The 21365-nt window shown below is 66.2% G+C and carries 22 protein-coding genes and 4 tRNA genes; 10 read left to right on the top strand and 16 right to left on the bottom strand.

The window, feature by feature from the left end; translation table 11 throughout:
• Positions 1–314: 314 nt before the first annotated feature.
• Positions 315–2723: a UvrD-helicase domain-containing protein gene (locus tag ABZ297_RS24825; protein WP_355350494.1), complete on the bottom strand. Its 2409-nt coding sequence runs from the start codon at positions 2721–2723 to the stop codon at positions 315–317.
• A 748-nt stretch (positions 2724–3471) separates the two neighbouring features.
• Between ABZ297_RS24825 and ABZ297_RS24820 the strand changes: the two genes are divergently transcribed.
• Entirely contained in the window at positions 3472–4533 is a 1062-nt protein-coding gene (locus ABZ297_RS24820; RefSeq protein ID WP_355350492.1) for a tyrosine-type recombinase/integrase, read from the top strand.
• Positions 4534–4605: 72 nt separating this feature from the next.
• Here ABZ297_RS24820 and ABZ297_RS24815 read toward each other — a convergent pair.
• Together ABZ297_RS24815 and ABZ297_RS24810 are read right to left on the bottom strand one after the other, a co-directional pair.
• Positions 4606–4681, bottom strand: a tRNA-Lys gene (locus ABZ297_RS24815).
• 59 nt (positions 4682–4740) lie between these two features.
• Positions 4741–5895 (bottom strand): acyl-CoA dehydrogenase family protein, encoded by a 1155-nt coding sequence (locus ABZ297_RS24810; RefSeq protein ID WP_355350490.1) that lies wholly within the window; start codon positions 5893–5895, stop codon positions 4741–4743.
• 91 nt (positions 5896–5986) lie between these two features.
• Between ABZ297_RS24810 and ABZ297_RS24805 the strand changes: the two genes are divergently transcribed.
• Positions 5987–6283, top strand: a complete 297-nt coding sequence (locus tag ABZ297_RS24805; RefSeq protein ID WP_355350488.1) for a PspC domain-containing protein — start codon at positions 5987–5989, stop codon at positions 6281–6283.
• Here the strand turns inward: ABZ297_RS24805 and ABZ297_RS24800 are convergent, their stop codons facing one another.
• Both ABZ297_RS24800 and ABZ297_RS24795 read right to left on the bottom strand, forming a co-directional pair.
• Positions 6284–7567: an MFS transporter gene (locus ABZ297_RS24800; protein ID WP_355350486.1), complete on the bottom strand. Its 1284-nt coding sequence runs from the start codon at positions 7565–7567 to the stop codon at positions 6284–6286.
• Positions 7568–7676: 109 nt separating this feature from the next.
• Positions 7677–8018 carry a metallopeptidase family protein gene (locus ABZ297_RS24795; RefSeq protein ID WP_355350484.1) on the bottom strand — a complete coding sequence of 114 codons (342 nt, stop codon included), beginning with the start codon at positions 8016–8018 and terminating at the stop codon, positions 7677–7679.
• 42 nt (positions 8019–8060) lie between these two features.
• On the opposite strand from ABZ297_RS24795, the gene ABZ297_RS24790 reads away from it, so the two are divergent.
• From ABZ297_RS24790 to ABZ297_RS24770, 5 genes are all read left to right on the top strand, one after another.
• Positions 8061–9620: a metallophosphoesterase gene (locus tag ABZ297_RS24790; RefSeq protein WP_355350482.1), complete on the top strand. Its 1560-nt coding sequence runs from the start codon at positions 8061–8063 to the stop codon at positions 9618–9620.
• Positions 9621–9693 (top strand) — tRNA-Glu (locus tag ABZ297_RS24785).
• Positions 9694–9783: 90 nt separating this feature from the next.
• Positions 9784–9858 (top strand) — tRNA-Asp (locus ABZ297_RS24780).
• A gap of 5 nt (positions 9859–9863) precedes the next feature.
• Positions 9864–9940: transfer RNA gene (locus ABZ297_RS24775), tRNA-Phe, on the top strand.
• 151 nt (positions 9941–10091) lie between these two features.
• On the top strand, positions 10092–10454 hold the full coding sequence (locus ABZ297_RS24770) for a hypothetical protein (protein ID WP_355350480.1): 363 nt from the start codon (positions 10092–10094) through the stop codon (positions 10452–10454).
• Between the two features lie 74 nt (positions 10455–10528).
• On the opposite strand, the gene ABZ297_RS24765 is transcribed toward ABZ297_RS24770, so the two are convergent.
• The 9 genes from ABZ297_RS24765 to ABZ297_RS24725 form a co-directional block, all read right to left on the bottom strand.
• Positions 10529–11800, bottom strand: a complete 1272-nt coding sequence (locus ABZ297_RS24765) for a site-specific integrase (protein ID WP_355350478.1) — start codon at positions 11798–11800, stop codon at positions 10529–10531.
• Complete coding sequence (locus tag ABZ297_RS24760; protein WP_355350476.1) at positions 11800–11976, bottom strand: excisionase family DNA-binding protein; 177 nt, start codon at positions 11974–11976, stop codon at positions 11800–11802. The genes ABZ297_RS24765 and ABZ297_RS24760 overlap by 1 nt, the downstream gene beginning before the upstream one ends.
• Complete coding sequence (locus ABZ297_RS24755; protein ID WP_355350474.1) at positions 11969–13309, bottom strand: replication initiator; 1341 nt, start codon at positions 13307–13309, stop codon at positions 11969–11971. Before ABZ297_RS24755 ends, ABZ297_RS24760 begins: the two co-directional genes overlap by 8 nt.
• 123 nt (positions 13310–13432) lie before the next feature.
• Positions 13433–13591 carry a hypothetical protein gene (locus tag ABZ297_RS24750; protein WP_355350472.1) on the bottom strand — a complete coding sequence of 53 codons (159 nt, stop codon included), beginning with the start codon at positions 13589–13591 and terminating at the stop codon, positions 13433–13435.
• A gap of 2 nt (positions 13592–13593) precedes the next feature.
• A complete protein-coding gene (locus ABZ297_RS24745; protein ID WP_355350470.1) occupies positions 13594–13755 on the bottom strand; it encodes a hypothetical protein in 162 nt (53 codons plus the stop codon).
• Positions 13756–13766: 11 nt separating this feature from the next.
• Positions 13767–14099, bottom strand: a complete 333-nt coding sequence (locus ABZ297_RS24740; protein ID WP_355350468.1) for a hypothetical protein — start codon at positions 14097–14099, stop codon at positions 13767–13769.
• Positions 14100–14111: 12 nt separating this feature from the next.
• Positions 14112–14798, bottom strand: coding sequence for a DUF2637 domain-containing protein (locus tag ABZ297_RS24735; RefSeq protein WP_355350466.1), 687 nt, complete (start codon positions 14796–14798; stop codon positions 14112–14114).
• A 4-nt stretch (positions 14799–14802) separates the two neighbouring features.
• Entirely contained in the window at positions 14803–16173 is a 1371-nt protein-coding gene (locus tag ABZ297_RS24730) for an FtsK/SpoIIIE domain-containing protein (protein ID WP_355350464.1), read from the bottom strand.
• Positions 16166–16498, bottom strand: coding sequence for a hypothetical protein (locus tag ABZ297_RS24725; protein ID WP_355350462.1), 333 nt, complete (start codon positions 16496–16498; stop codon positions 16166–16168). Before ABZ297_RS24725 ends, ABZ297_RS24730 begins: the two co-directional genes overlap by 8 nt.
• A 145-nt stretch (positions 16499–16643) precedes the next feature.
• On the opposite strand from ABZ297_RS24725, the gene ABZ297_RS24720 reads away from it, so the two are divergent.
• Positions 16644–17027, top strand: coding sequence for a winged helix-turn-helix domain-containing protein (locus ABZ297_RS24720; protein ID WP_355350460.1), 384 nt, complete (start codon positions 16644–16646; stop codon positions 17025–17027).
• Between the two features lie 187 nt (positions 17028–17214).
• On the opposite strand, the gene ABZ297_RS24715 is transcribed toward ABZ297_RS24720, so the two are convergent.
• On the bottom strand, positions 17215–18429 hold the full coding sequence (locus ABZ297_RS24715) for a helix-turn-helix transcriptional regulator (protein WP_355350458.1): 1215 nt from the start codon (positions 18427–18429) through the stop codon (positions 17215–17217).
• A 779-nt stretch (positions 18430–19208) separates the two neighbouring features.
• Here ABZ297_RS24715 and ABZ297_RS24710 point away from each other — a divergent pair.
• Positions 19209–19490, top strand: coding sequence for a winged helix-turn-helix domain-containing protein (locus tag ABZ297_RS24710; protein ID WP_355350456.1), 282 nt, complete (start codon positions 19209–19211; stop codon positions 19488–19490).
• Positions 19491–19697: 207 nt separating this feature from the next.
• On the opposite strand, the gene ABZ297_RS24705 is transcribed toward ABZ297_RS24710, so the two are convergent.
• Entirely contained in the window at positions 19698–20540 is an 843-nt protein-coding gene (locus ABZ297_RS24705) for an alpha/beta hydrolase (RefSeq protein WP_355350454.1), read from the bottom strand.
• 94 nt (positions 20541–20634) lie between these two features.
• Here ABZ297_RS24705 and ABZ297_RS24700 point away from each other — a divergent pair, with 94 nt between their 5' ends.
• Complete coding sequence (locus tag ABZ297_RS24700) at positions 20635–21210, top strand: TetR/AcrR family transcriptional regulator (RefSeq protein ID WP_355350452.1); 576 nt, start codon at positions 20635–20637, stop codon at positions 21208–21210.
• Positions 21211–21365 lie beyond the last annotated feature (155 nt).

Here is a 21365-nt window from a genome sequence, read left to right as displayed (position 1 = left end):
GGGCGCAGGAAGCATATCGAAACCTACGCCGAATTGAACAGCCGTTCGAAGGCTGAGCATGTCTGCTCACTACCAGCCTGACCCGTCGAATCCATCACCTGACCATCGCACCACCCCGAACGCCCGACCACCCTGGCGTTCGCTACCGCCTGCCCACTGAACCACCGATTTTCGGATCGGCTCTAAGGGCCGTCGGCAGTTTGGGAGAGATTGAAGCGCGAGTATTGCCTGCCTGCTTCTGACTGATTGGTATGGAGCGGTGCTCGCGGCAAGGACCGTAAGCCTGAGTGCCGAGAAGGTAGGTGTTCAAGGGATTACGCTGCGCCGTGAGCGGTGGTCGCCGCATTGCGCACGTATGTGCGCAATGCGGCGCGCAATACCGTGAGAGGTACGCGTGCGCCCAGGCGGTGAAGGAAGTCATGTACATCCCAGGTGATCAGAGCGCCTTGGCGGGATAGGTACAGACCGACCCGATTGATGCGGTACCCATCGTCGTAGTCGAGCAAGAGGTATCCGGCGAGCTGGTAGATCTCCTCCCGGCCCAGCCGTCGTGGGTCGCGGGTGGCCTTGCAGTCCAGCAGGAGGCCATCGAGGATGTAGTCGGCGTCGGCGCCACCGATGTCGTCACTCCCGGCGAAGACCGGGCCGCATACCCGTGCTGATGGGGGTAGGGCGCGCAGAGTGGCCAGAGAGATGTCGGCGAGGCGCATCTGCTGGCCGATGTCGTCGAGAACATAGGCAGGTACGGCCGCCATCAGATCGGCCAGCTCGGTGGAGGCGGTCGCCTCGGCCAGCAGGCTGAAACGGCGAAGATGTCCGGTGCGATAGATGTCCTCGAAGAAAGCAGCCACGAAGCACAGCCGGACTATGGCCTCTTCGCTGTAGCGGTTGGCATTCTCAAGAAAGGCGCCTACCGTCGCCAGCAATTGCTGGCCAGCGGCATGGAGCGCTCGCCGAACGGGCTCGGCCGGCACTCCGTGAAAGTGGTAGGTGCCGTCGAATGCCTGGACACCGGAGCGGACGGCGGGACCGAGGTCACCGCCGAGTGACAGGCGGAGTCGGGAGTCGATGGCGTGACCCAGGGCCGGCCAGTTGGGGAACTGCACGTCGATCGGCTGGATGGGGTGCGGCAGCCCGGCCAGGTGCTCGATGTAATCGCGTTCTAGGTTCAGGACGTGCGGCAGGTGCTCGTCCATGAACCGGGACAAGGGTGAGGTGCGGTGTTTGAGCTGGGCGGTCAGGCTGAGTTCGATCATCGGACGTCCGCCGACTATACCGTCGGTGTTCGCGGTGGCTTTCTCGTAGTCGTCGATCCACGCGATACCCGCAGGGTCGAGCAGGTGGCAGGCGCGGCTGACCGCCACGTAGATCAGACGGGCCTCGTCCGAGCTCATCGTTCGTTGCACGCCGTCCTCGTCCACTGGCGGGGCGTCGAATCCCTCGCCGATGCGGATGCTGTCCCATTCACGGCCCTTGGCCTTGTGCGCGGTGGAGACGGTGACTCGCGCGTTGTCCTCGGGCGACAGGCGGTTCACGGCCTGGATGATCTGATCGGGACCGTAGGTGTCGACCACGTTCACGATTGCTTTGAGGTCTTGTCCGGCCTTGTCGTTGTCGACGTAGTCCTGCACCTCGCTCCACGAGGTGAACAAGAACAGTTCTGGGTGGCTGGTCATTCTTCCAGCCTTCAGCTCTTGGGCGGCCGTGGCGACGCGTTGGAGCGCGGTCCCGCCGCCGGTCAGAGCGACCGGCACGCCGAGATCGAGGTAGGCCAGGACTTCATGCATGGCGTCGGCGTTCCCTCGGCACAGCACCGCATCCGGATGTTGTGCTGTGCCGATGCGAGAGGTGGCCGGACCGCAGCCGGTGAGCTGCATGTCGGATTCGGCGTGCCGGAGCCACCGGTTGGCGACCTGGGCGATGTCCGGGCCGAAGCGGAAGGACTGGGTCAGGTGCAGGTGCTCTGCGGGGAACCCGGTCATGACGTCTCGGGCGCTTCGCCAGCCGTAGATCTGCTGTGCGGGATCACCTACGCAGATCCGCTGCGCGTCCTGGGCGAGGAAGACTTCCTCCAGAACAGGATTGGTGTCCTGGGCTTCGTCCAAGAGGACGAAGTCGGCCTCGAGGGACGGACTGGTCATCGCCCACAGCTTCATGTAGTGGTCATGCTCGAAACGCAGCTTGCCGGTGGGAGAGCAGATGTCCTGCCAGGCTTTGGCCGCGTACGGCAGGAGCGTACGGGCGAGGTACTCCTGTCCCGCGGTGTCCAGACCGTTGACCGGCTCGAGGTGACGGGCCATCACCTGCTGGTCGGTGCTGTAACAGAATCGGCGGATCATGCCCATCACCAGGCGAGCCTGATGAGTCAAGGTGATGCCATGGGAGCCGATAGGGAGGTCGCGCGTGATGCCGAGAATGCGGGCGGTCTGCTTGGCGGGGATGCGGGTCGAGGTGTTCAACCGCTGACTGTAGTGGCGGCCCACTGCCCGAAAGGCAAGGGAATGCGCGGTACGGCACTGCACGTTCGAGCCGAAGCGGCCCTGGGCGTCGTCGGCGATCGCACGGTTGAACGCCATGTAGAGGCCTCGCTTACGGGTGGAGGCGCCCATCAGGACCAGGGTGGAAGTCTTACCGGATCCGGCGCCCGCGACTAGGGCCAGATCGCGGCCCGTGACGAACACCTCCCGAGCGGCCTGCTGCTCTGCGGTCGGCTCTATGGCCATATGAGTCCTCTCTGGGAGTGCGGCTCTATTTGCCGCATCGCAGAGTCTTACTTGTTTGATGACGATTCGTCGGCGACTTACCAGATATCATGTCCATATTCGGTCACCGAAGCGGTTTTCGGGGGGCCGAATTCGGGTCCGAGGTCGACAAGACGAGATGCAGCCCTGTCCATGCGGATAATTCTTGGCTTGCCTGTCTGCTCTCGTCGTGCACTGGCTCTGTTTCTCGACAGGCAGCCTTTGTCAGGTCAACCGGAGAGACCTTCGGTTGATGTCTGATGCGCCGAGCTGGGCGTGTCCATAACCTTCGCCGCCCCGACATCTCAACTAAGCAGGCGTCGCTCGAAAATCCGGTCCAAGTAGCGCCAGGTAGATCCTCACAGAGATTCCCATCAACTGCAGCTAGCCAGACGTCGCCCATGTTGTCCCATTTCGGGTCAACGGCAGGTTCTCCTCTTTATCTCTCTCCACGTTGCTCTCCTGAAGGGGGAGGAGGAGCGAGATGTCGAACTCTCGGGATTCTTGTGTGGTCTACAAGCGCTGTGGTTGTGCCGATCCGCTGACCGGTAAGCGGCTTGGGTCCAGGTGCTCGCGTCTCGCGGTTGCCGAGCATGGAAGCTGGTACTTCGCCGTCCAGACAACGGCGGTCTCTGGACGGCGTGAGCGGATGCGTCGTGGTGGTTACGCCACCGCCGATGGCGCCAGGGAAGCTGGCGAATCTTTTCGACCCACACATCGAGAAGCGCCCGTGACCGACGGATGCACGGTCGGGCAGTGGCTGCGCTACTGGACGGCGCTGGTCCAGCATCGACTACGCTCGAGCACCTGGAAAGCGTATCGGGATCATGTGCGCCTCTACCTGCTCCCGCATCTGGGTGACATCGAACTATCCGCGCTCTCCAGGAGAGATGTCACCAGGATGTTCGCCGATCTGACCAGCCGTCGAAACCGCTACGGTAAGCCGGTCAGCGCGGCAACGCTGGAACGTATCCGTTCGACGCTCCGCGCCGCGCTGAACGAGGCCTTCCGTGAAGATCTCATCAGGGACAACCCGGCGCGGGCGCTGCGGCTGCCGTCGCCGAGTCATCCACATGCCGTCGTGTGGACAGCACGACGAGTGGCTGCCTGGAGGGAGACCGGGGAACGCCCGCCGGTGGCGGTATGGGCGCTCGAGCAGCTGGTCGACTTCCTGAACTTCGTTCGCGATGATCGGCTCTTCGCGCTGTGGTGGCTGGTGGCCCTTCGAGGACTGCGTCGTGGCGAGGCAGCTGGTTTGCGCTGGATGGACCTCGACATCGACCGACGTGAGCTCACCATCAGCCGGCAACTGGTGGAGACCGAAGAGGGAGTGCTGGCGCTTCCGCCGAAAAGCACCGCCAGCCGACGCACCGTCGCTCTGGATAGCGAGACGCTTCGTCTTCTACACGAGCAGGAACGGTTGCAAAGAAGGAAGTTGGGACCTGCCTGGCATGTGACCGGTCCGATCTTCTGCCATCCAACCGGCAGCGCCCTTCGCCCGGACTACCTCACCTACCGGTTCCACAAGCTCATCGTGGCCAGCGGGCTGCCTCCGATTCGGCTGCATGACCTCCGACACGGCGCGGCGACACTGGCCCTGGCCTCAGGCGCCGACCTGAGAGTGGTGCAAGGCCTGCTAGGCCATACCAGCATCGTGCTGACCGCCGACGTCTACACATCGGTGTTGCCGCAGCTCTACCACGACAGCGCCCGAGCCACTGCACAGATGGTCCTGCGAGCTGCCCGGAAGACCGCGAAGAGGGTGCGCGAGGGCCGCAACGTGGAGGTGTGACTCACGCGTGTCTCACCGTGACTCACGATCAGATGACATGACTACAGATTCACAAGAAGCTGCAGGTCGGAGTGGTAGGGCGCCCGGGGCTCGAACCCGGAACCTACGGATTAAAAGTCCGCAGCTCTGCCAATTGAGCTAACGCCCCTCGCAACAGCAAGGGTACAGAGATTACCGCCCCCTACGCGACGTCCCCTCCCACACTCGTCACCGGTACGCCGGAAGCCCCGTCAGGGCCTCGCCGAGCACCAGGGTGTGGATCTCTTCGGTGCCCTCGTAGGTGAGCACCGACTCCAGGTTGGTCATGTGCCTGATCACAGGATATTCCAGGGTGATGCCGTTCCCGCCCAGGATCGTACGGGCCTGCCGGGCGATGTCCAGGGCGGCCCGGACGTTGGCGAGCTTGCCGAAGCTGATCTGCCGGGGTTCCAGCCGGCCGGAGTCCTTCAGCTGACCGAGGTGGAGGGCCGTCAGCCCGGCCTGGCCTGCGGCGACGTACATCCAGGCGAGTTTCTGCTGCGTCAGCTGGAAGGCGCCGATCGGCTTGTCGAACTGGACGCGGGTCTTCGCGTACTCCACGGCCGCCTCCAGGCAGGCGCGGGCGGCGCCCACGACGCCCCAGAGGATCCCGAACCGGGCCTCCGACAGGCACGACAGCGGGCCCTTCAGCCCGGTGACCCCGGGCAGGACCGCGGAGCCCGGCAGCCGGACGTCGTCGAAGTACAGGGACGAGGTGACCGATGCCCTAAGGGACAGCTTCTTGTGGATCTCAGGGGCGGAGAAGCCGGGGGTGTCGGTGGGGACGACGAAGCCGCGGATGCCCTCGTCGGTCTGCGCCCAGACCACGGCGACGTCGGCGATCGACCCGTTGGTGATCCACATCTTGGACCCGTTCAGCACCCAGTCGGACCCGTCGCGCTTGGCGTGGGTGCGCATGTTGGCGGGGTCGGAGCCGTGGTCGGGCTCGGTGAGGCCGAAGCATCCGATGGCCTCGCCGGCGGCCATCCGGGGCAGCCACTCGTTCTTCTGCTCGTCCGAGCCGTAACGCCAGATGGGGAACATGGCCAGCGAGCCCTGGACGGAGACGAAGGAGCGCAGCCCCGAGTCGCCGGCCTCCAGCTCGCGGCATGCCACGCCGTACGAGGTGGCGTCGGTTCCCGCGCAGCCGTACCCGTCGAGGTGCATGCCGAGCAGGCCGAGGGACCCCAGTGCGGGGGCGAGTTCGCGCGCGGGGAAGACGGCCTCCTCGAACCAGTCTCCGACGTGCGGCAGCACGCGCTCGGCGACGAACGATCGCACCGTGTCACGGATCAGCCTCTGGTCGCCGTTGAGCCGGTCGTCGAGGCGCAGCAGATCGTCCATCGCGGGTCCTCTCCTCACATAGGGGGCTACCAGGGTTCTACCAGGGGGAATCCCGATGTGCGAACGCCGACCCGGCGGGCAGTCTTGAGCCATGAGCGAATACAACGTCAAGCAGCTTCGTCGGACGCACAAGGGCAGGGTCATCGCGGGCGTGTGCTCGGGCATCGGCGAGTACGTCGGCGTCGACGCCAACCTGGTCCGCATCGCACTGGCCATCGCGACGCTCTTCGGCGGCGTGGGGGTCGGCGTGTACGCGATCGGCTGGCTCCTCATGCCCGAGGAGGGCAGGGACACCTCGATCGTCCAGGACCTGTTCAACAAGCAGCAGGCCAAGTCCACCTGGCAGAACAGCACCGACTGGGGCAGCGAGCAGAAGCCCCAGCAGTGATCAGGCGGCGGCCTGGGCACCCACCCGGGCGGACCCGTCTCCGCGGGACTCGGCCCAGATCATGGCCAGGACGGCCGCTGCCGTCACCCCCGTGATGCCGGCCAGCGCCACCACCGGCTCCGGGCCGAGTCTCTCCGCGGCGAGCCCGCCGACCAGGATCCCGATGCCCTGCACCGCCATCAGCCCCGACTGCACCAGGCCGAAGGCCTGGCCCCGCTGCTCGCCCGGCACACACTGGACGAACGCGGCGTTCGCCGCAAGCTGGTACGCCCCACCTATCCCCGACAGGACCCAGGCGCCGAGCACCACCGCCAGCGGCGGGTGAGTCGCCGTCACCACCAGCGGCGCGCAGCTCAGCATGGCCATCCAGCCCATCATGCGCAGCCGCCGTGACGGCGAGACGAACCGGCTGAACACGAACGCCCCCAGGACGGTGCCGGTCGGCATCGCGGCCATCAGCAGCCCGGTGATCACCGGGACTGACAGCGCCCCCGTGTGGAGCTTCGCCGCGTACGGCACCGCGAGGCCTTCAGGCAGGATGTAGAAGCCGCAGAGCCAGGCGAACAGGACGAGCGTGCGCAACTTCTTGTCGCCGAAGACGAGCCGCGCCCCGGCACGCGTCATCGTCCACATGGACGGTTTCGCGTCGGAACACACCGCGGCGGGACGCCGGCGCACGCCGGAGAGCAGGATCAGCGCCGACCCCAGGAACGTGGCCGCGTCGAGCGCCAGCGCCCGGTACGGGCCCATGGCGGCGATCACCGCTCCTCCGGCCGCGAACCCCAGCATCTGCACGGCCTGGTTCGTCATGTTCTGCAACGCCGAGCCCACGACGTACCGGTCGCCTTCGAGCACCTCGGGCAGCAGGGCCGCCCGCGCGGCCGAGAACGGCGCGCTGAGCAGCACCACCAGGAACACCAGCGCGCAGAGCGCCCAGAACGGCATGATCGGCAGCGCCATCGCGGCCACCAGCAGCGCGCGGATCAGGTCGCACGTCACCATGACGCCCCTGCGCGCGAACCGGTCGGCGAGCCCGGCCAGCAGCGGGCCGCCCGCGATCGACGGCAGGTAGGTCAGCGCGTAGACGCCCGCGGTGGCGAGCGGCGAGCGCGTGCGGTCGTACACGAGTACGGCCAGCGCGACCTGCGCGAGCTGGTCGCCGAGCAGGGAGAGACCCTGGCCGTACCAGAGCGCGCGGAACTCTTTGACGGCGATGACCTCGCCGTATGTCGTTTGGCGTTCTTCGGCACGGCGATGCCGCCCCGGCAGCCGTCGCGTCCGCATGGCCCCCATTGGACTCCGCTGTGCCTGACTCACAGTGTTCGCTATGTCACCTAAGGTGCCCGATCACGCGGCCTGCCGCAACCCAAAGAAGCCAACACGTTGCAAGCGGTTACCAGCCGAGTTCGTGGAGCCTGGCGTCGTCGATTCCGAAGTGGTGGCCGACCTCGTGGACGACCGTGACGCGCACCTCGTTGACCACGTCCTCCTCTGTGTCGCAAATCCGGCATATCGGATTGCGGTAGATCTCGATGCGATCGGGCAGGACCGCGGAGTACCAATCACCGCGCTGAGTGAGGGGGATCCCGGTGTACAGGCCCAGCAGGTTGGGTTCGGGCGGATCGTCGACGACGGTGACGACGACATTGCTCATCACGCGGGTCAGGTCGGGAGGGATCGTGTCCAGGGCCTCGGCCACGAGCTCCTCGAACTTCTCCCGCGAAACCTCGATCACAGGTGCCATTCTGCCCCGGCGGTCGGGTAAGCAAGAAACTGTATGAAGTTCGTCGACAGGCTGAACGCTGTCATCCGGTCGCGGTCGTCGAGGGTGCTCGGGGTGCTCCTCGTGGCCGCTACAGGCGCCTGGTTGGGCATCTTCTTCAGCGGGACGGTCACAGCCGAGGTCGGTCCGGTCGAAACCGGGATGTCCCTGCGTCCCGCCTGGCGGGGCGAGACCGTCGTCGACGCCAGCCCGCTCGGCATGCTCACCTTCCGCACCCACGACGCCCCTCTGCGGCTCCGCATCACCCTCGAGAACATCGACCAGGACCGCGCCAAGGCGCTCATCGAGGACCCGCGCCTGGCCGACCGCCTGCCGGGCCTCATCGAGAGCGATCTCCTGGACGGCGTGCGCGCCCTCGTCATCCGCTCGCTGCTGTGCTCAGGGGCGGGGGCGCTGGTCGCGGTCCTGCTGGTCTACAGGCGTCCGAAAACGGCTCTCCTGGGCCTTGTGGCGGCCTCTGTGGCGCTTGCGGGGACCGGGGTGCTCGCGGCGCTCACGTTCCGCCCCAGCTCGCTCGTGGAGCCGCGCTACTCCGGCCTGATCGCCGCCGCGCCGTCGCTGGTGGGCAGCGCGGAGTCGATCGTGACGCGGTTCGAGTCGTACCGCGCGCAACTCACCAAACTGGTCACGAACGTCTCCAAGCTGTACGACACCGTCTCGACTCTGCCGCTCTACGACGCTGACCCCCGATCCATCCGGGTGCTCCACGTCTCGGACATCCACCTCAACCCGATCGCCTGGAACGTCATCCGGTCCCTCAAGGACCAGTTCGCGGCCGACCTCGTCATCGACACGGGCGACATCTCCGACCACGGCACCAAGGCCGAGAACAAGTTCGTCGACGAGATCCGGCGGCTCGGTGTCCCGTACGTCTACGTCCGCGGCAATCACGACTCCATGGAGACCCAGAAGGCGGTCGAGAAGCAGAAGAACGCCATAGTCCTGGACGACAAGACCCGTACCGTCGCCGGACTGTCCATCTACGGCCTCGGCGACCCCCGCTTCACACCCGACAAGTCCGTCGCCGTCGACTCGGACCCGGACACGCTCGAACAGTTCGGACGCTCCCACCTGCCGCACCTGTCACGCCCCGACCTGGTGGCCGTCCACGATCCCGAGATCGGACGCGGCTTCTCCGGCGCCACCCCCATGATCCTGGCCGGACACACCCACGAAAGATCGACCACCCTGCTGCCCACGGGCACCCGCATGCTGGTGCAGGGCTCCACCGGCGGCGCCGGGCTGCGCGCGCTCGAACACGCCCAGCCCACCCCCGTCCAGGCCTCGGTCCTGTACTTCGACAAGCAGACCAAACGCCTGCGGGCCTGGGACGACATCACGCTCGGCGGCCTCGGAGAGCAGTCGGTGTACATCCAGCGTCACGTGGAGCCGGACCCTGGACGTATGATTTCTCCGGAGCCGACGAACGCCCCGACGCCATCGGGAACGATCAACGGCACCACAACGCCGGCCGCCGGTCCGCCGCTTTGGCATCAGAGGCAATCGTCCCCTATGCTTCAGAGGTCTCCGACGGAAGGCGACAGGGAATCCTGAGCCCCCATCGTCTAGCGGCCTAGGACACCGCCCTTTCAAGGCGGCGGCACGGGTTCGAATCCCGTTGGGGGCACTGCGAGCGCCTGGCGCACCCGCAAAACGGTCGGTCGAAGACCACCGAAGAGCTGGTAAGCTAAGCGAGCGCAAACGGAAAGAAAAGCAAGGTCCTGTAGAGCAGTTTGGAGTGCTCGCCACCCTGTCAAGGTGGAGGTCGCGGGTTCAAGTCCCGTCAGGACCGCTCTGGGTCAGGTAGCTCAGTTGGTACGAGCGTCCGCCTGAAAAGCGGAAGGTCGGCAGTTCGACCCTGCCCCTGACCACCAGCATTGACCAGCAAGGAAGCCCCGTAGCGAAGATCGCTCCGGGGCGTTTTTGTTGTTCTGACGACAGCGCTGACGACAACAGCGACAGTTCTCAGCATTCACAGCGGCCGCTGGGCGGACAACGAGAGCCACTCGTATCCAGAATGAGTGGGTGACGGTGAATCTGGCGAGGATGAGTGAGCGTGAGTACTTCGCTCTCGTGGCCAAGCGGCTGGGGATGTACGTGAGGGACTCTACGCTCGCCGGGGTTGAAGGGTTCCTGGACGGCTATGACCAGCATGCGAAGCGCCATGGCGGGCCAGGCCTGCAAGGGTGGCGAGAATGGCTGGCGGCTCGACTGGGCTGGGGTAACAACCTCGTCTGGTTTTGGCTGATGCGTCATATCGCTCTTCCCGCCGGCTGGGACGAGCGGGAACTGACGCCAGAGGACGAGTCTCGGGTGATCGAGGTTCTCTTCGAACTGCTCGATGAGTTTCTCGCTGAGCGTGAACGGATGGAAGCCCAGCCGCAATAGGGCATCCGCCTTCACACAGGCTCACACTGAGAAGCACCCCACACGCAGGGTGCGGGGTGCTTCTGCTGGAGTCCTCACGACAGGGCATTACCAAGCTTGCCCAGGGCTCTGCGCTTCTCGTCGAGGGAGGCGTGGGCATAGATCGTCATAGTGACCTCGATGTCGGAGTGACCGACGATCTCGCGCACGATGTGAGGTGGTACGCCCATGTCGAGCAGGAGGCTCACGCAGGTGTGACGAAGATCGTGGAGACGGACCGGCCCAAGTCCGGCCGCTTTCCGGATCTCGCACCAGCTGCGTCGTAGGTTGTCCGGTTCCATGGGGGTGCCGCGGCGTGAGGGGAAGACAAGCCCATGATCCTCCCAGTCCGGGTAACGGTCTGACCGTTCTACGAATTGGCGCTTTCGATGCCCCTTGAGAGCGTCGAGGCAGACCGAGGGGAGTGGCACTGTCCGAGCCGAGTCAGCTGTCTTGGGTTGGACGAACTGGAGGCGACCGCCGACCCGTTGGAGGGTCTGGATCACTTCCAAGGTGCCGACCTCCAAGTCGACGTCCTGCCAGCGAAGTCCGAGGAGTTCGCCGCGCCGCAACCCGAGGCAGACAGCTAGGACGTAGAGCGCGCCGAGGCGATGATCCTTGGACGCTTTGATGATCGCCTTCGCCTTAGCGACGGTGAGGCCGCGATTGACCTTGTACTTGGGTGGCGAGATTTTGACGAGCTTCGCGACGTTGCGTGTGATGACTTCTTCCCGGACGGCGTTCTCCAGAGCGTTCCGGAGGACGGCGTGGATGAACTGGATCATCCGAGCTTCGATCTTGTATGCGCAGCACTTGCCACCCTTCTTGGCACAGCACTCGGACGGCTTTCGGACCTTGTCCCATTCGCGCTGACAGCACTGGCAGCCGGACCGAAGCGACGTCACGAACTGGCGGACGTCGGCGGCGTTGAGCTTGTCGAGTCGCTTCTTGCCCAGAGCGGGGATGAGGTAGCGACGGATGACGCCCTCGTACCCCTGCACGGTCTTGGGGCGGCGCTCGACCCTGACGACATGTTCCAGCCAGTACGTCAGGTAGTCGGCCACTGTCCAGCTCTCGGCTGCAACAGGGATCCCCTGGTCAGCTTGCCGCTTGAGCTCGATGAACTTCGCGTGGCACTCTTCGCGCGTCTTGCCGTACACGCTGACCCGCTTGATCGTCCCTGCCGTAGTGGGAACGAAGACCTTGGCCTCATAGCGACCGTCCTTGCGGGGGACGATCGTCCCTTCGCCGTTCGAGCGGCGACGCGGTTTCCGCGTCTTGCGGCCCTTGGGCTCTTCCTCGGGAACGCCGTGCATGGTCGTGGTCATCAGGCCACCTCCGCCAGTGTCTTGATGCACTCGGTCAGGGCCTCGGCCTCGATGAGGCGGCGGCGACCGACTTTGAAGCTTCGGAGTCGGTTGGCGCGGATCAGGGTGTAGACGGTCCATCGGCTGACGCGAAGCCGCTCGGCGGCCTCATCGACAGTGAGCACGAGGTCATTCATGTGACGCCTCCGGTCGGACGAGACCTGTGAGCGGTGTTCCTGTGATGGCGGCGGCGAGGAACTGGTCGCCGACCGATAGGCCCTGTCCGGCGTACTGCCAGTGGGCGATGACCAGGACGGTGTCCTCATCGAAGGGGGGAAGCCGTCCGGTGGTGATCTCCTCGGCGCGCATGTGTTCTTGCCGGTCGGCGCGCAGGGCGCCGAGGGTGGTGGAGTAGCGGCGGCTCTTGGTGGAGAAGTGACCGCGGAAGCCGAGCATGTGGGCCCACTGGATCAGCCGGAGGTCGGCCAGTCCGGGATGGTCGCCCAGGCGCATGCAGGCGGCGATCAGCCGGCGGGCGTGCTCTCTCACCGGTAGCGCGTTCAGGTCTTCGAGGGGTTGGATGCGCCGGTCCAGGGTGCCGACGCATTCGGCGGCCTTCGTGGCGTATTTGGCGATGTAGGCGGCGACGGCTTGTTCGGTCAGTTCGCCGTCCATGGTGATGCGGCGGACGTCGAGTTGAGTCCCCCAGCGGAACATGCGGCCCAGTGCTTTGATCTCCGCTGTCACCACGGCCGTCCCATGTTGAACGGCTTGGGCCAGGGCGTCCGCTGTCGCCCAGGCTGGTGGCGGTGAGTCGGGGCCGTCGGGGCCGTCGAGGCGGATGACGGCGTGGAAGTGGACGACGCCGCGGCGTTGGTATTCGGCGACCTTGGCGAAGGCGATGCTCACGTGCTCGCGCAGGGCCTTGACGGTCAGGCCGTTGAGTTTGGCGAAGCGGCGGCGTAGGGCCAGGGTGAAGCGTCGCCATAGTTCGGGGCTGATGGCGTTGAACAGGACGGAACCGTCGTAGTCGTAGCAGTCGGGGCACAGCGGCTCGCCGAGGCGTGGGTCGTCGGTGCTGTGTCGGTCGGTGCAGGACATGACTTGTCCGTGCGGGCAGGTCTGGGCGTCTCGGCGGGCGTGGCAGGGCAGGACCTTGCCGTTCTTCTCCCGCCGCACGTGCACGGCCCCGAAGGAGGGTGCGGTCAGGGTGATGAACAGGCAGGGGTGGGCGGTGACGGTCTCTGGGACGCCTTTGCCGCCGACGAGGCCGGCGCGGATGAGTTGGTAGGTGTCGGCGCGGTAGACCTCGGCGCAGGCCGGGCAGCGGGAGGCGCGGCGGGTCTTGCACGGGACGCGAAGGATGCCGTCGGGCTCTCGGTTGGTGCTGTAGCGGTGCAGGAGTTGGCCGGTGGCCTGGTCGTAGTGTTCGACTTTGCCGCGCAGGTGGATCGGCTGGCGGCAGCCGCCGGTGCGCTTGATCTGGCAGGCCCAGCGGTTGTAGTTCGGGTCGTGGAGTCGGGTGATCATCCCGGCTATGGCGTGTGGGTGGTGCAAGATGGGATCCGTCCTATCCGGATGTGATCTGGGGTGGGATGGCCCCTCACCTGGCGCGGAACTTGGCGGTTGTGTGGCCAGGTGAGGGGATCTCGGCTATGCGCCGTGGTTGTCGATGCCGGTGCCGTGGCAGTCACGGCAGGTCCGGCTGTCTGTGTCGAGGCCGGTGCCGTTGCAGGTGCAGCAGCGGCAGTGAGCGAACGGGACGGCGGCGAGGATGGCGGGCCAGTCGGCCCAGGACTCTTCGGAGGTCATGGTCAGCGGCCCTTGCGCGGCGTGATCGTGACGTAGAGGCGGTAGTTGCGGGGCCGGTTCCGGTCGGGGAAGGCCCGCGACATCGAGGTGACGGTGAAGACCTCGCGCAGGTGGATCATGCTGAGGGTGAGTTCGGCGCGGTTGCCTACGAGGCGGATACGCACGGTGGGACCTCCTAGGTGTTGTCGGGTGTAATGCAGCCGCGGTAGCTGTCTTCGGCGGCGTAGCGGGCGCGGGCGGCGGCCAGGATGGCGGTGAACTCGTAGCGGACCTGTCCGAAGGCGATGGCGGTCATGTAGTGGCCGTGAGGCAGATGGTCAGGGTTGATCTCCGTGCCCAGTAGGGCGGCGATCTTGTCGACCTCGGCGCGCATCTGCTGGTCGGGGCCGTTCGCGGGGAAGGCACGGATGATGACGGGTGCCGTCGAGGCCGGCACCTGGGGCTTGGCCTTAAGGAATCCGGCCAGGGCGATGAGTCCGGCGATGAGTGCGTCTCGTTCGTGGTGCATGCTGATGGCCTTTCAGGCGGTTTCCGGGACGGTCCGCAGGGTGCGGAGCAGGTCGGAGGCGAGTTGGTTGGACACGCCCAGGCGGGCGCGGAGAACGTCGCGGGTGATGGGCTTGCCGTGCCTGGCGTGGTGTTCGTCGGCCACCCGGCGGGCGTAGTCGACCAGCGCCGGGGACGGTCCTGGTTGATCGTCCTGACCGGAGACGAGAGCGGGACGATCAGCGGCGGGGACGACTGCGGGTTCGGCGGGACGCGGACGGGACGATGGGACGTCTTCCGGGGACGTCTCGCAGACGTCCTGGGACGGGATGGGACGAGGGCCGGACGTCCGGCGTTCGAGCATCGAGACCGCGACGAGGAAGGCGGCTGCCGGGGTCGCGGCGGTGATCCAGCCCCAGACGGTCGGGTCGGCTTGTTGCAGGTTGGCGGCCAGGGACAGGACGATGGCGCCGGTCAGGACGAGGACGGGCCAGGAGATCAGGCCGCGCCGCCGGCGGCCGGTCTTCTTGTCGCGCTGGCGTTCGCAGGCGGCCATGACGCAGGTGAGGTCGATGCAGACGGCCACGGCCCAGGCCATCCAGCCGGACTGTCCGTGTTCGCTGGCGGTGTCGCGGATGTGGGTGAATGACCCAGCACCCGCGATGAGGGCCAGGACGAGGACGAGACCGGTGTCGAGCAGCCAGCGGACCAGGCGTTGCATCGGCTCAGGCCTTTCGAGGATCCGGGATGGAGTCGAGGAACTCGGCGAGGTCGGCGTCGCTCATCTGCGAGGCGTGGCCGGAGACGATGTCCGCCCAGGCCGGAGCTTGGTTGGCGTAGGTGTGGGCGGCGCGTTCGGCGGCTTGCTCGCTGACGTAGAAGGAGCGGGCGCGGTACCACTGGCCGTCTTGCGAGGCGACGATTGCGACGCCGGGTGTTTCGGCAGGGATGGCGCGTGCCGAGGCGAGTGCGGCGGGATCGAGGTCGCCGAGCGTCATGGTGGCGGTCTCAGGGTCGTTGACGCGGTGGCAGATCCGTCCCGAGCACTGGGCGCGTAGGGCGGTGACGCCGGGGCCGAGGTCGGAGCCGATCCGTTGGCCGCAGCAGAACAGGTAGATGCCGAAGGCCCGCCCGAGCTGGGCGACCCGCAGGAGCGCGGTCGAGGTCTTGGCGATCTCGTCCTTCTCCGACTTGTCGGCCATCAGGTACAGCTCGGCCAGCTCGTCGACCAGGACGACGACGGGCACGGGTCGCTGCTCGTCCGGGAGCTGCCAGATGTTGCGGGCGCTGGCCTCCCGGCACTGGGCCATGCGGCCGGTCATCAGCCCAACGAGGTCGTCCAGCAGGCCGACGCATTCAGCTCGTGTGGTGCCCAGCGCCGACAGGCGAGGGCTGTATGGGGTGAACTCCACGCCGCCCTTGAGGTCGAAGCCGACCAGGGCGACCGGTTGCGGAGCCAGCCCTTGGACCAGGGCGTTGGCGAGGTTGGACTTGCCGGACTGGGTAGCTCCGGCGTTGAGCCAGTGCGGGACGGTTCTGAAGTCGATGGTCCAGGGGCCGCCGGTCTCAAGGCGTCCCACGGTGACCTTGAGCAGTTCGGGAGAGGTGGGCAGGGTCTCGACCCGGACGAGTGGGTCGCGGACGGTGGCGGACAGGACGACCCGTCCAGGGCGAGGGGAGGAGACGCGGATCGCATGCACGCCCCACGAGTGGGCGAGCCGTTCGGCGGCGTCGGCGTAGTCGGCGGGGATCTGTCCTTCCAGGGTGTGCAGGGTGACGCGCCAGCCGTAGCGGGTGGGCTTGGGCAGCCACATGAACGGCTTGGTGTCCACAGCGATGCGCTGCCACTTGCGCCGGACGCGGACGACGCCGGTCGAGGCGACCAGGCCGGGGACGGTGGTGAACCAGAAGCGCTGCCGCTTCTTGGTGAGGTGGCAGCCGAGGGCGACTTTGCGCCAGCTCGCCCGTACGCTGATCGCCACCAGCGGGAAGGCGGCCACGAGCCAGAACGACGGGTAGTGCCAGCAGCGCCAGGCCCAGAGCCCGGCCGCCGCAGCGGCCAGGACTCCGAGCACGAGGAGCGTGGTGTCAGACACGAAGCGGCTCCGTGTCTGCCGGTAGGAGAGCGGCGGCGCGGTAGGAGATGCCCCACCGGCCCGCGATCTCCCAGACGTAGCCGACCATGCCCGTGGGGTTGATCTGCTGACCGGCGCTGATCGGGGGCTCTCCCGAAGTGCCGATCTTGACGAGTTCGATCCGGCCGAACTCGTCTTCGACGGAGACGGTGACCTCGTAGACGGTGTTGCCGTTCTTGTCGGTCTTGATCTCGCCGGTGTCCTTGTTGAGCAGGCGTGGCTTGGGCGCCTTCACGCAGGTGATCACAAGCCTGGTGGTGTCGACCGGGATCGGGATGGTGCGCATGAGAGCTGGTCTCCTTCGATGTTGGTGTCCTAGCTACAAAGATACCTAGGTATCTAGTTCTGTAAACCGATACAGCTAACTTGCTTCGAGAATTCCTTACAGGTTGCCCAGAGACCTAGGCATCTAGAACCGCTAATGTTGAGTCATGGCAGCCACTGACCGGCGCCGGCCGTACCTGAGGATCGCCGAGGACATCCGGCGCGACATCGCATCAGGCCGGTATGCGGTGGGGGAGCAGCTCCCCGTAGCACGCGAGCTGTCCGAACAGTACGGCGTAGCCATGATGACCATTGGCAACGCCCTGGCCGTGCTACGCGACGAAGGGCTCATCGAGACCCGCCAGGGGTCGGGCAGCTTCGTCACCCGCACCCCTGACGACAACGAAGCCGCCCCCACCTCCGGGGAGCACAGCGAAGAGTTCCGCATCATCTCCGAGCAGCTGCGCGAGATCCGTCAGCACATGCAGAAGCTGACGGTCAGGCTGGACGAGCTAGACGCCCGGACTCGTCCTGATCAAGTCGAGAAGTGATCCTGGCCGCGTGCCGCTGGAGTTCGGCCAGGTCGACCGCGATCTCCGCCAGCTCACGCAGCAAGATCTGTCGTTCGATCTCACTGAGACCCACGAACACCTCATTCGTGTAGGCAGAGCGCCGAAGCGCCCCCGGGTTACCTGACGGGTGGGAAGCCATGCACGGATAGGTTCACCGTTGTTGGGATCAGAGCAGCCGCATCACCCTGGCGAGGTTGAACACCTCGCGTTGTCGATGCAGCCGCCCACTGTCACGAAGGTCACGCACGATGTTGCGGACCAAGGGACGGTTGCGGACGTGCTGTGGAGCGATCCGGTCGGCGCGCAGAAGGGCATCCGCTGCTTCGTTGTCCTTCCGGTTCATGTGAAAGCCCGCCGCAGTGCAGGTCCAGTAGTGTGCCTGCCGCTCCGACGAGGCGATCTCGGCGACCTCGACAAGTTCGGCCCGGCTGATGACATCGCGAGGCCGGCCCAGCTCCATGCTCACCTCGACGGCATGGATCGTCGTGTTTACCCGGTTGAACTGCGTCTGAAACGCGTTCCCGTCCCGCGGGAGGACCTCGGCGACACGGCGAGCTTCCTCTAGGTGGCTTTCCGCCTCCCTCTGATCCCACAGCCGGGAGTACGCCACGGCGGCCCGCAGGTGCAGCGCACCCCACATCGCCTTGATCGTGTCATCCGCCCCTACATGCGGTTCGATCTGATCGAGCGCCGACAGTGCCGCGTCCTTGGCCGGGTCTAGCTGCGCCTCGTGCAGCCACACCCCGCACAGGTCCCAGCTTGCCGCGGCGATCAGGTCGGGCGAGCCGACCCGTTGAGCGGCGACGAGCTCACGCTGTACCGCGGTCCAGCCCAGGTCATGATGTCCGAGAAGGTTCGAGGACACCCGCGCCATGTGGCAGGCCCGCAACATCAACGCCTCAGCTCGATCGCGATCGGCCGATGAGTCGTTCGTGATCGCGATCAGGTCGGTAAGAATCCTGGGCAACACCTCGCCCAGGGCCGCGAACTTGGCATCCTGGCGAAGCTGCTCGGCAAGACGAACATTCGCCTCCAGTTCCTGAAGCGTCCGCGGTTCGCCGTGAGCCGGCAACCCTACCCCGCTGGGGAGGGATGCTTGTTGAAGTGCGAGCCGGAGGCCGGGAACAGCGGCATGCCCGGAGTCGAGTTCCGCTGTCTCGTGCTGGTACGGCTGGCCGGTCAGCTCAGCGACCTCCACCCCGAGCGCCTCGGCGAGTTGGCCGACGACGCTCATCCGGTCGAGCGGCATCCGTCCGTTCTCCACCTTGGACAGCCAGGAGACGGACCGGCCGATCTTCTCGGCAAGGGTGGCTTGATCCCATCCCTTGCGGTGACGAGCCCGCGCGATCCGCTGGCCCTGCGTCACGTACTCTGTTGCCACGTCGCCGCCCCTCGTTCTCGTCGTCGCCTGCCTCGACGATAAGACGGGGGATCTGCGTCACTGGCAGAAAAACTGCCAGTCGGCAGGCACACGAAACCGCAGGCCGACCTCCGACCTGCGGAAACGCGCGCCACAGAGTAAACGCAAAACGTGACGCTACATGTGCGGGTTGTCAGTGTGGCGTGCTCTCACCTCGCTTCGCCTCGCATGATCTGCAGCCAGAGCGCCTCTGCGTCGCGGACCTTCACCCATGGGCTCTCGACGACGACCTCGGGCCAAACGGACCGGTCATACCGCCGCACGAACCCCAGCCCAGCAGCCAGGCACTGCTCGAAAACCAGAGGCGAGCACTCGCAGGTGTGGACACGGACCTGGATGCGACTCGTACGCTGCTGGAGGGAGGACCACTCCACTGGTGCCGCGTCTACGCGGGGCGAGGCAGGGTGCAGGCCGTGATAGTCGCCGAACTCAGCCACAGGTTCACCATCCTCCGTGCCGCATGAGCGCCCTTGCGTGGTCGGCGATATCGAGGAACGACCACGGGCGTCGGACAGGCGTTGGTGAGTGAGTAGCCAGCTCTGGCCGCATGGTGCGCCCTCACGGGGGCGGCCAGCCGGAGCGCACCTGCGAGGCCCCACCCGGAGGGGCCCTGGATCGTCGCTCACCAACGCCATACGTCCAAGCTAGCAAGCCTGTACATCCATGTCTACTCCATGTAGTTCCATGAAGCTCCGTGATCCGGAGTGAAGCCCCGTGAAACGCCCTCCTACTCTCATAACGTGGCCAGATATGTCGAGCACGCACGCACCTGGGAGTTCGACGAGGACCGTTCCCGCTGGGAACAGATCCTCGAAGTCCTCGTCGCCCGGATCGACTCCGGCGAGTGGGGACCTAAATTCAAGATCTCCGAAGTCAAGCTCATGGAAGAGTTCGGAGTCGCCCGCCCCACCATACGCAAGGCCATGGAACGCCTCAGAGCCGCAGGCAAGATCTACACCGTCCCCAACCTGGGCAGCTTCGTCAACACACCCGACGAGGCAAGCGCAAGCAACAGCGACTGAATCGTCGGGACCTACCCGCCAACCGCAGGTTCTCAGAGGGCGTTGCGTGAGTTGATGTCCTTTTCGTCGTTTGCGCTGGGCAGGGAAGGCTGGTCAGGGACTTCGCGGGCGGGCTAGGGCTGCGGACGAGCGAACAACCCGGGACGAGTCGCACGCCGTGGCCAGGCAGCTGCCGGGGTGGCGGGTAGTGCCACCCCGGCGGCGGGGTCACTTGGCGGCGAAGGCCAGCAGTGCCTCGTTGACCTCATCGGCGTGCGTCCACAGCAGGCCGTGCGGGGCGCCCTCGACCTCGACGTAGTGCGCCTCCGGGAACGCCTCGTGGAAACGACGCCCGGTGGCGTCGATCGGGAGGATGTTGTCCCTGGTGCCGTGCAGGATGAGTGACGGCTTTCCGGCCGCGCGCACCGCCGCGACGTCCTGGCGGAAGTCCTCGATCCACGCCGCCACCACCGCGTACGCGGCGACCGGGGCGGAGGTCGTGGCGGTGTTCCAGTTGGCGGCGACGACCTCCTGACTGATCCTCGTGCCGAGATTCTCATCCAGGTTGTAGAAGTCCTTGTAGAACTGCGTGAACCAGGCGTATCGGTCGGCGCGGGCAGTGGCGACGATGCCGTCGAACACCGACTGTGGTACTCCGGCGGGGTTGTCGTCCGCCTTCACCAGGTACGGCTCCAGCGACGCCAGGAAGGCCAGCTTGGCGACGCGCTCGTGGCCGTGGTTCTTGACGTAGCGGGCGAGTTCGCCGGTGCCCATGGAGAACCCGACGAGAATGACCTCGCGCAGGTCGAGCGTCTCCAGCAGCGTGTTCAGGTCGGCTGCGAAGGTGTCGTAGTCGTACCCGCTCCCGACCTTGCTCGACTGGCCGAAGCCGCGGCGATCGTAGGTGATCACCCGGTAGCCGGCGGCGAGCAGCTCGCGCGTCTGACGCTCCCAGCTGTGCCCGTTCAGGGGGTAGCCGTGGATGAGGACGACCGGCTGACCGGATCCCTGGTCCTCGTAGTACAGCTCGACGTTGGTGCTGTTCTCGGTGCCTACCTTGATGTGGCCCATGAGAAATCTCCCTCCTATCCGCTAGAGAACGATCGTTCTCCGCGTATGTCCACTACAGTAGAGAACGCTGGTTCTCTGCGCAACTGGAGCTCTCGTGATCGATGAGGAAACAGCACGTGACCAGGTCGTCTCCACCGCTGACCGGTTGTTCTACGCCCACGGCGTCCAGGCCGTCGGCATGGACGCCGTCCGCACCGAGGCGGGTGTCTCGCTGAAGCGCATCTACGCCCTGTTTCCCTCCAAGGACGACCTCGTCCTGGCAGTGCTCCGCCACCGGACCGAGCAGTGGGACGCCGGCGTGGCCCGCGCCCTCGCCGCCGCCCGCACGCCGCGCGACCGGATGCTGGCCGTCTTCGACTTTCTGGCGGAATGGTTCCGCGAGGACGACTTCCGGGGCTGCGCCTTCATCAACTTCTTCGGCGAGCTGGCCGGTGGCAGCAGCCGGGTCGCCGAGGCGGTCAGGGAGCAGAAGACCTCTTTCCAGCGCCATGTCGCCGACCTGGTCTGCGAGGCGGGTGGTCCCGGCTACCTCGCCCCGCAGCTGGCCCTGCTCGCCGAAGGCGCCCAGACCACGGCCGCCATCACCGGGGACCCCGCCACGGCTGCCCACGCCCGCGCCGCCGCCGAGACCCTCATCGGGGCCGCCTTCAGTCCTACCAGCAGATTCTGACCAGCCTTCCCTGCCCAGCGCAAACGACGAAAAGGACATCAACTCGCGCAACGCCCTCTCAGAGGGCGTTTAGGGAGTGCTCGCGGCTCTATGTGCCACTCTGGCCGTCCGGCGAGCTGACCGTTCCGTAGGACTTGATGGACTTTGTCCACGGC

It is taken from the genome of Nonomuraea sp. NPDC005983 (assembly GCF_040614375.1).
GTDB lineage: Bacteria > Actinomycetota > Actinomycetes > Streptosporangiales > Streptosporangiaceae > Nonomuraea.
The sequence above is the reverse complement of the archived record's forward strand: the minus strand, read 5'-3'. Positions and strand labels throughout refer to the sequence as shown.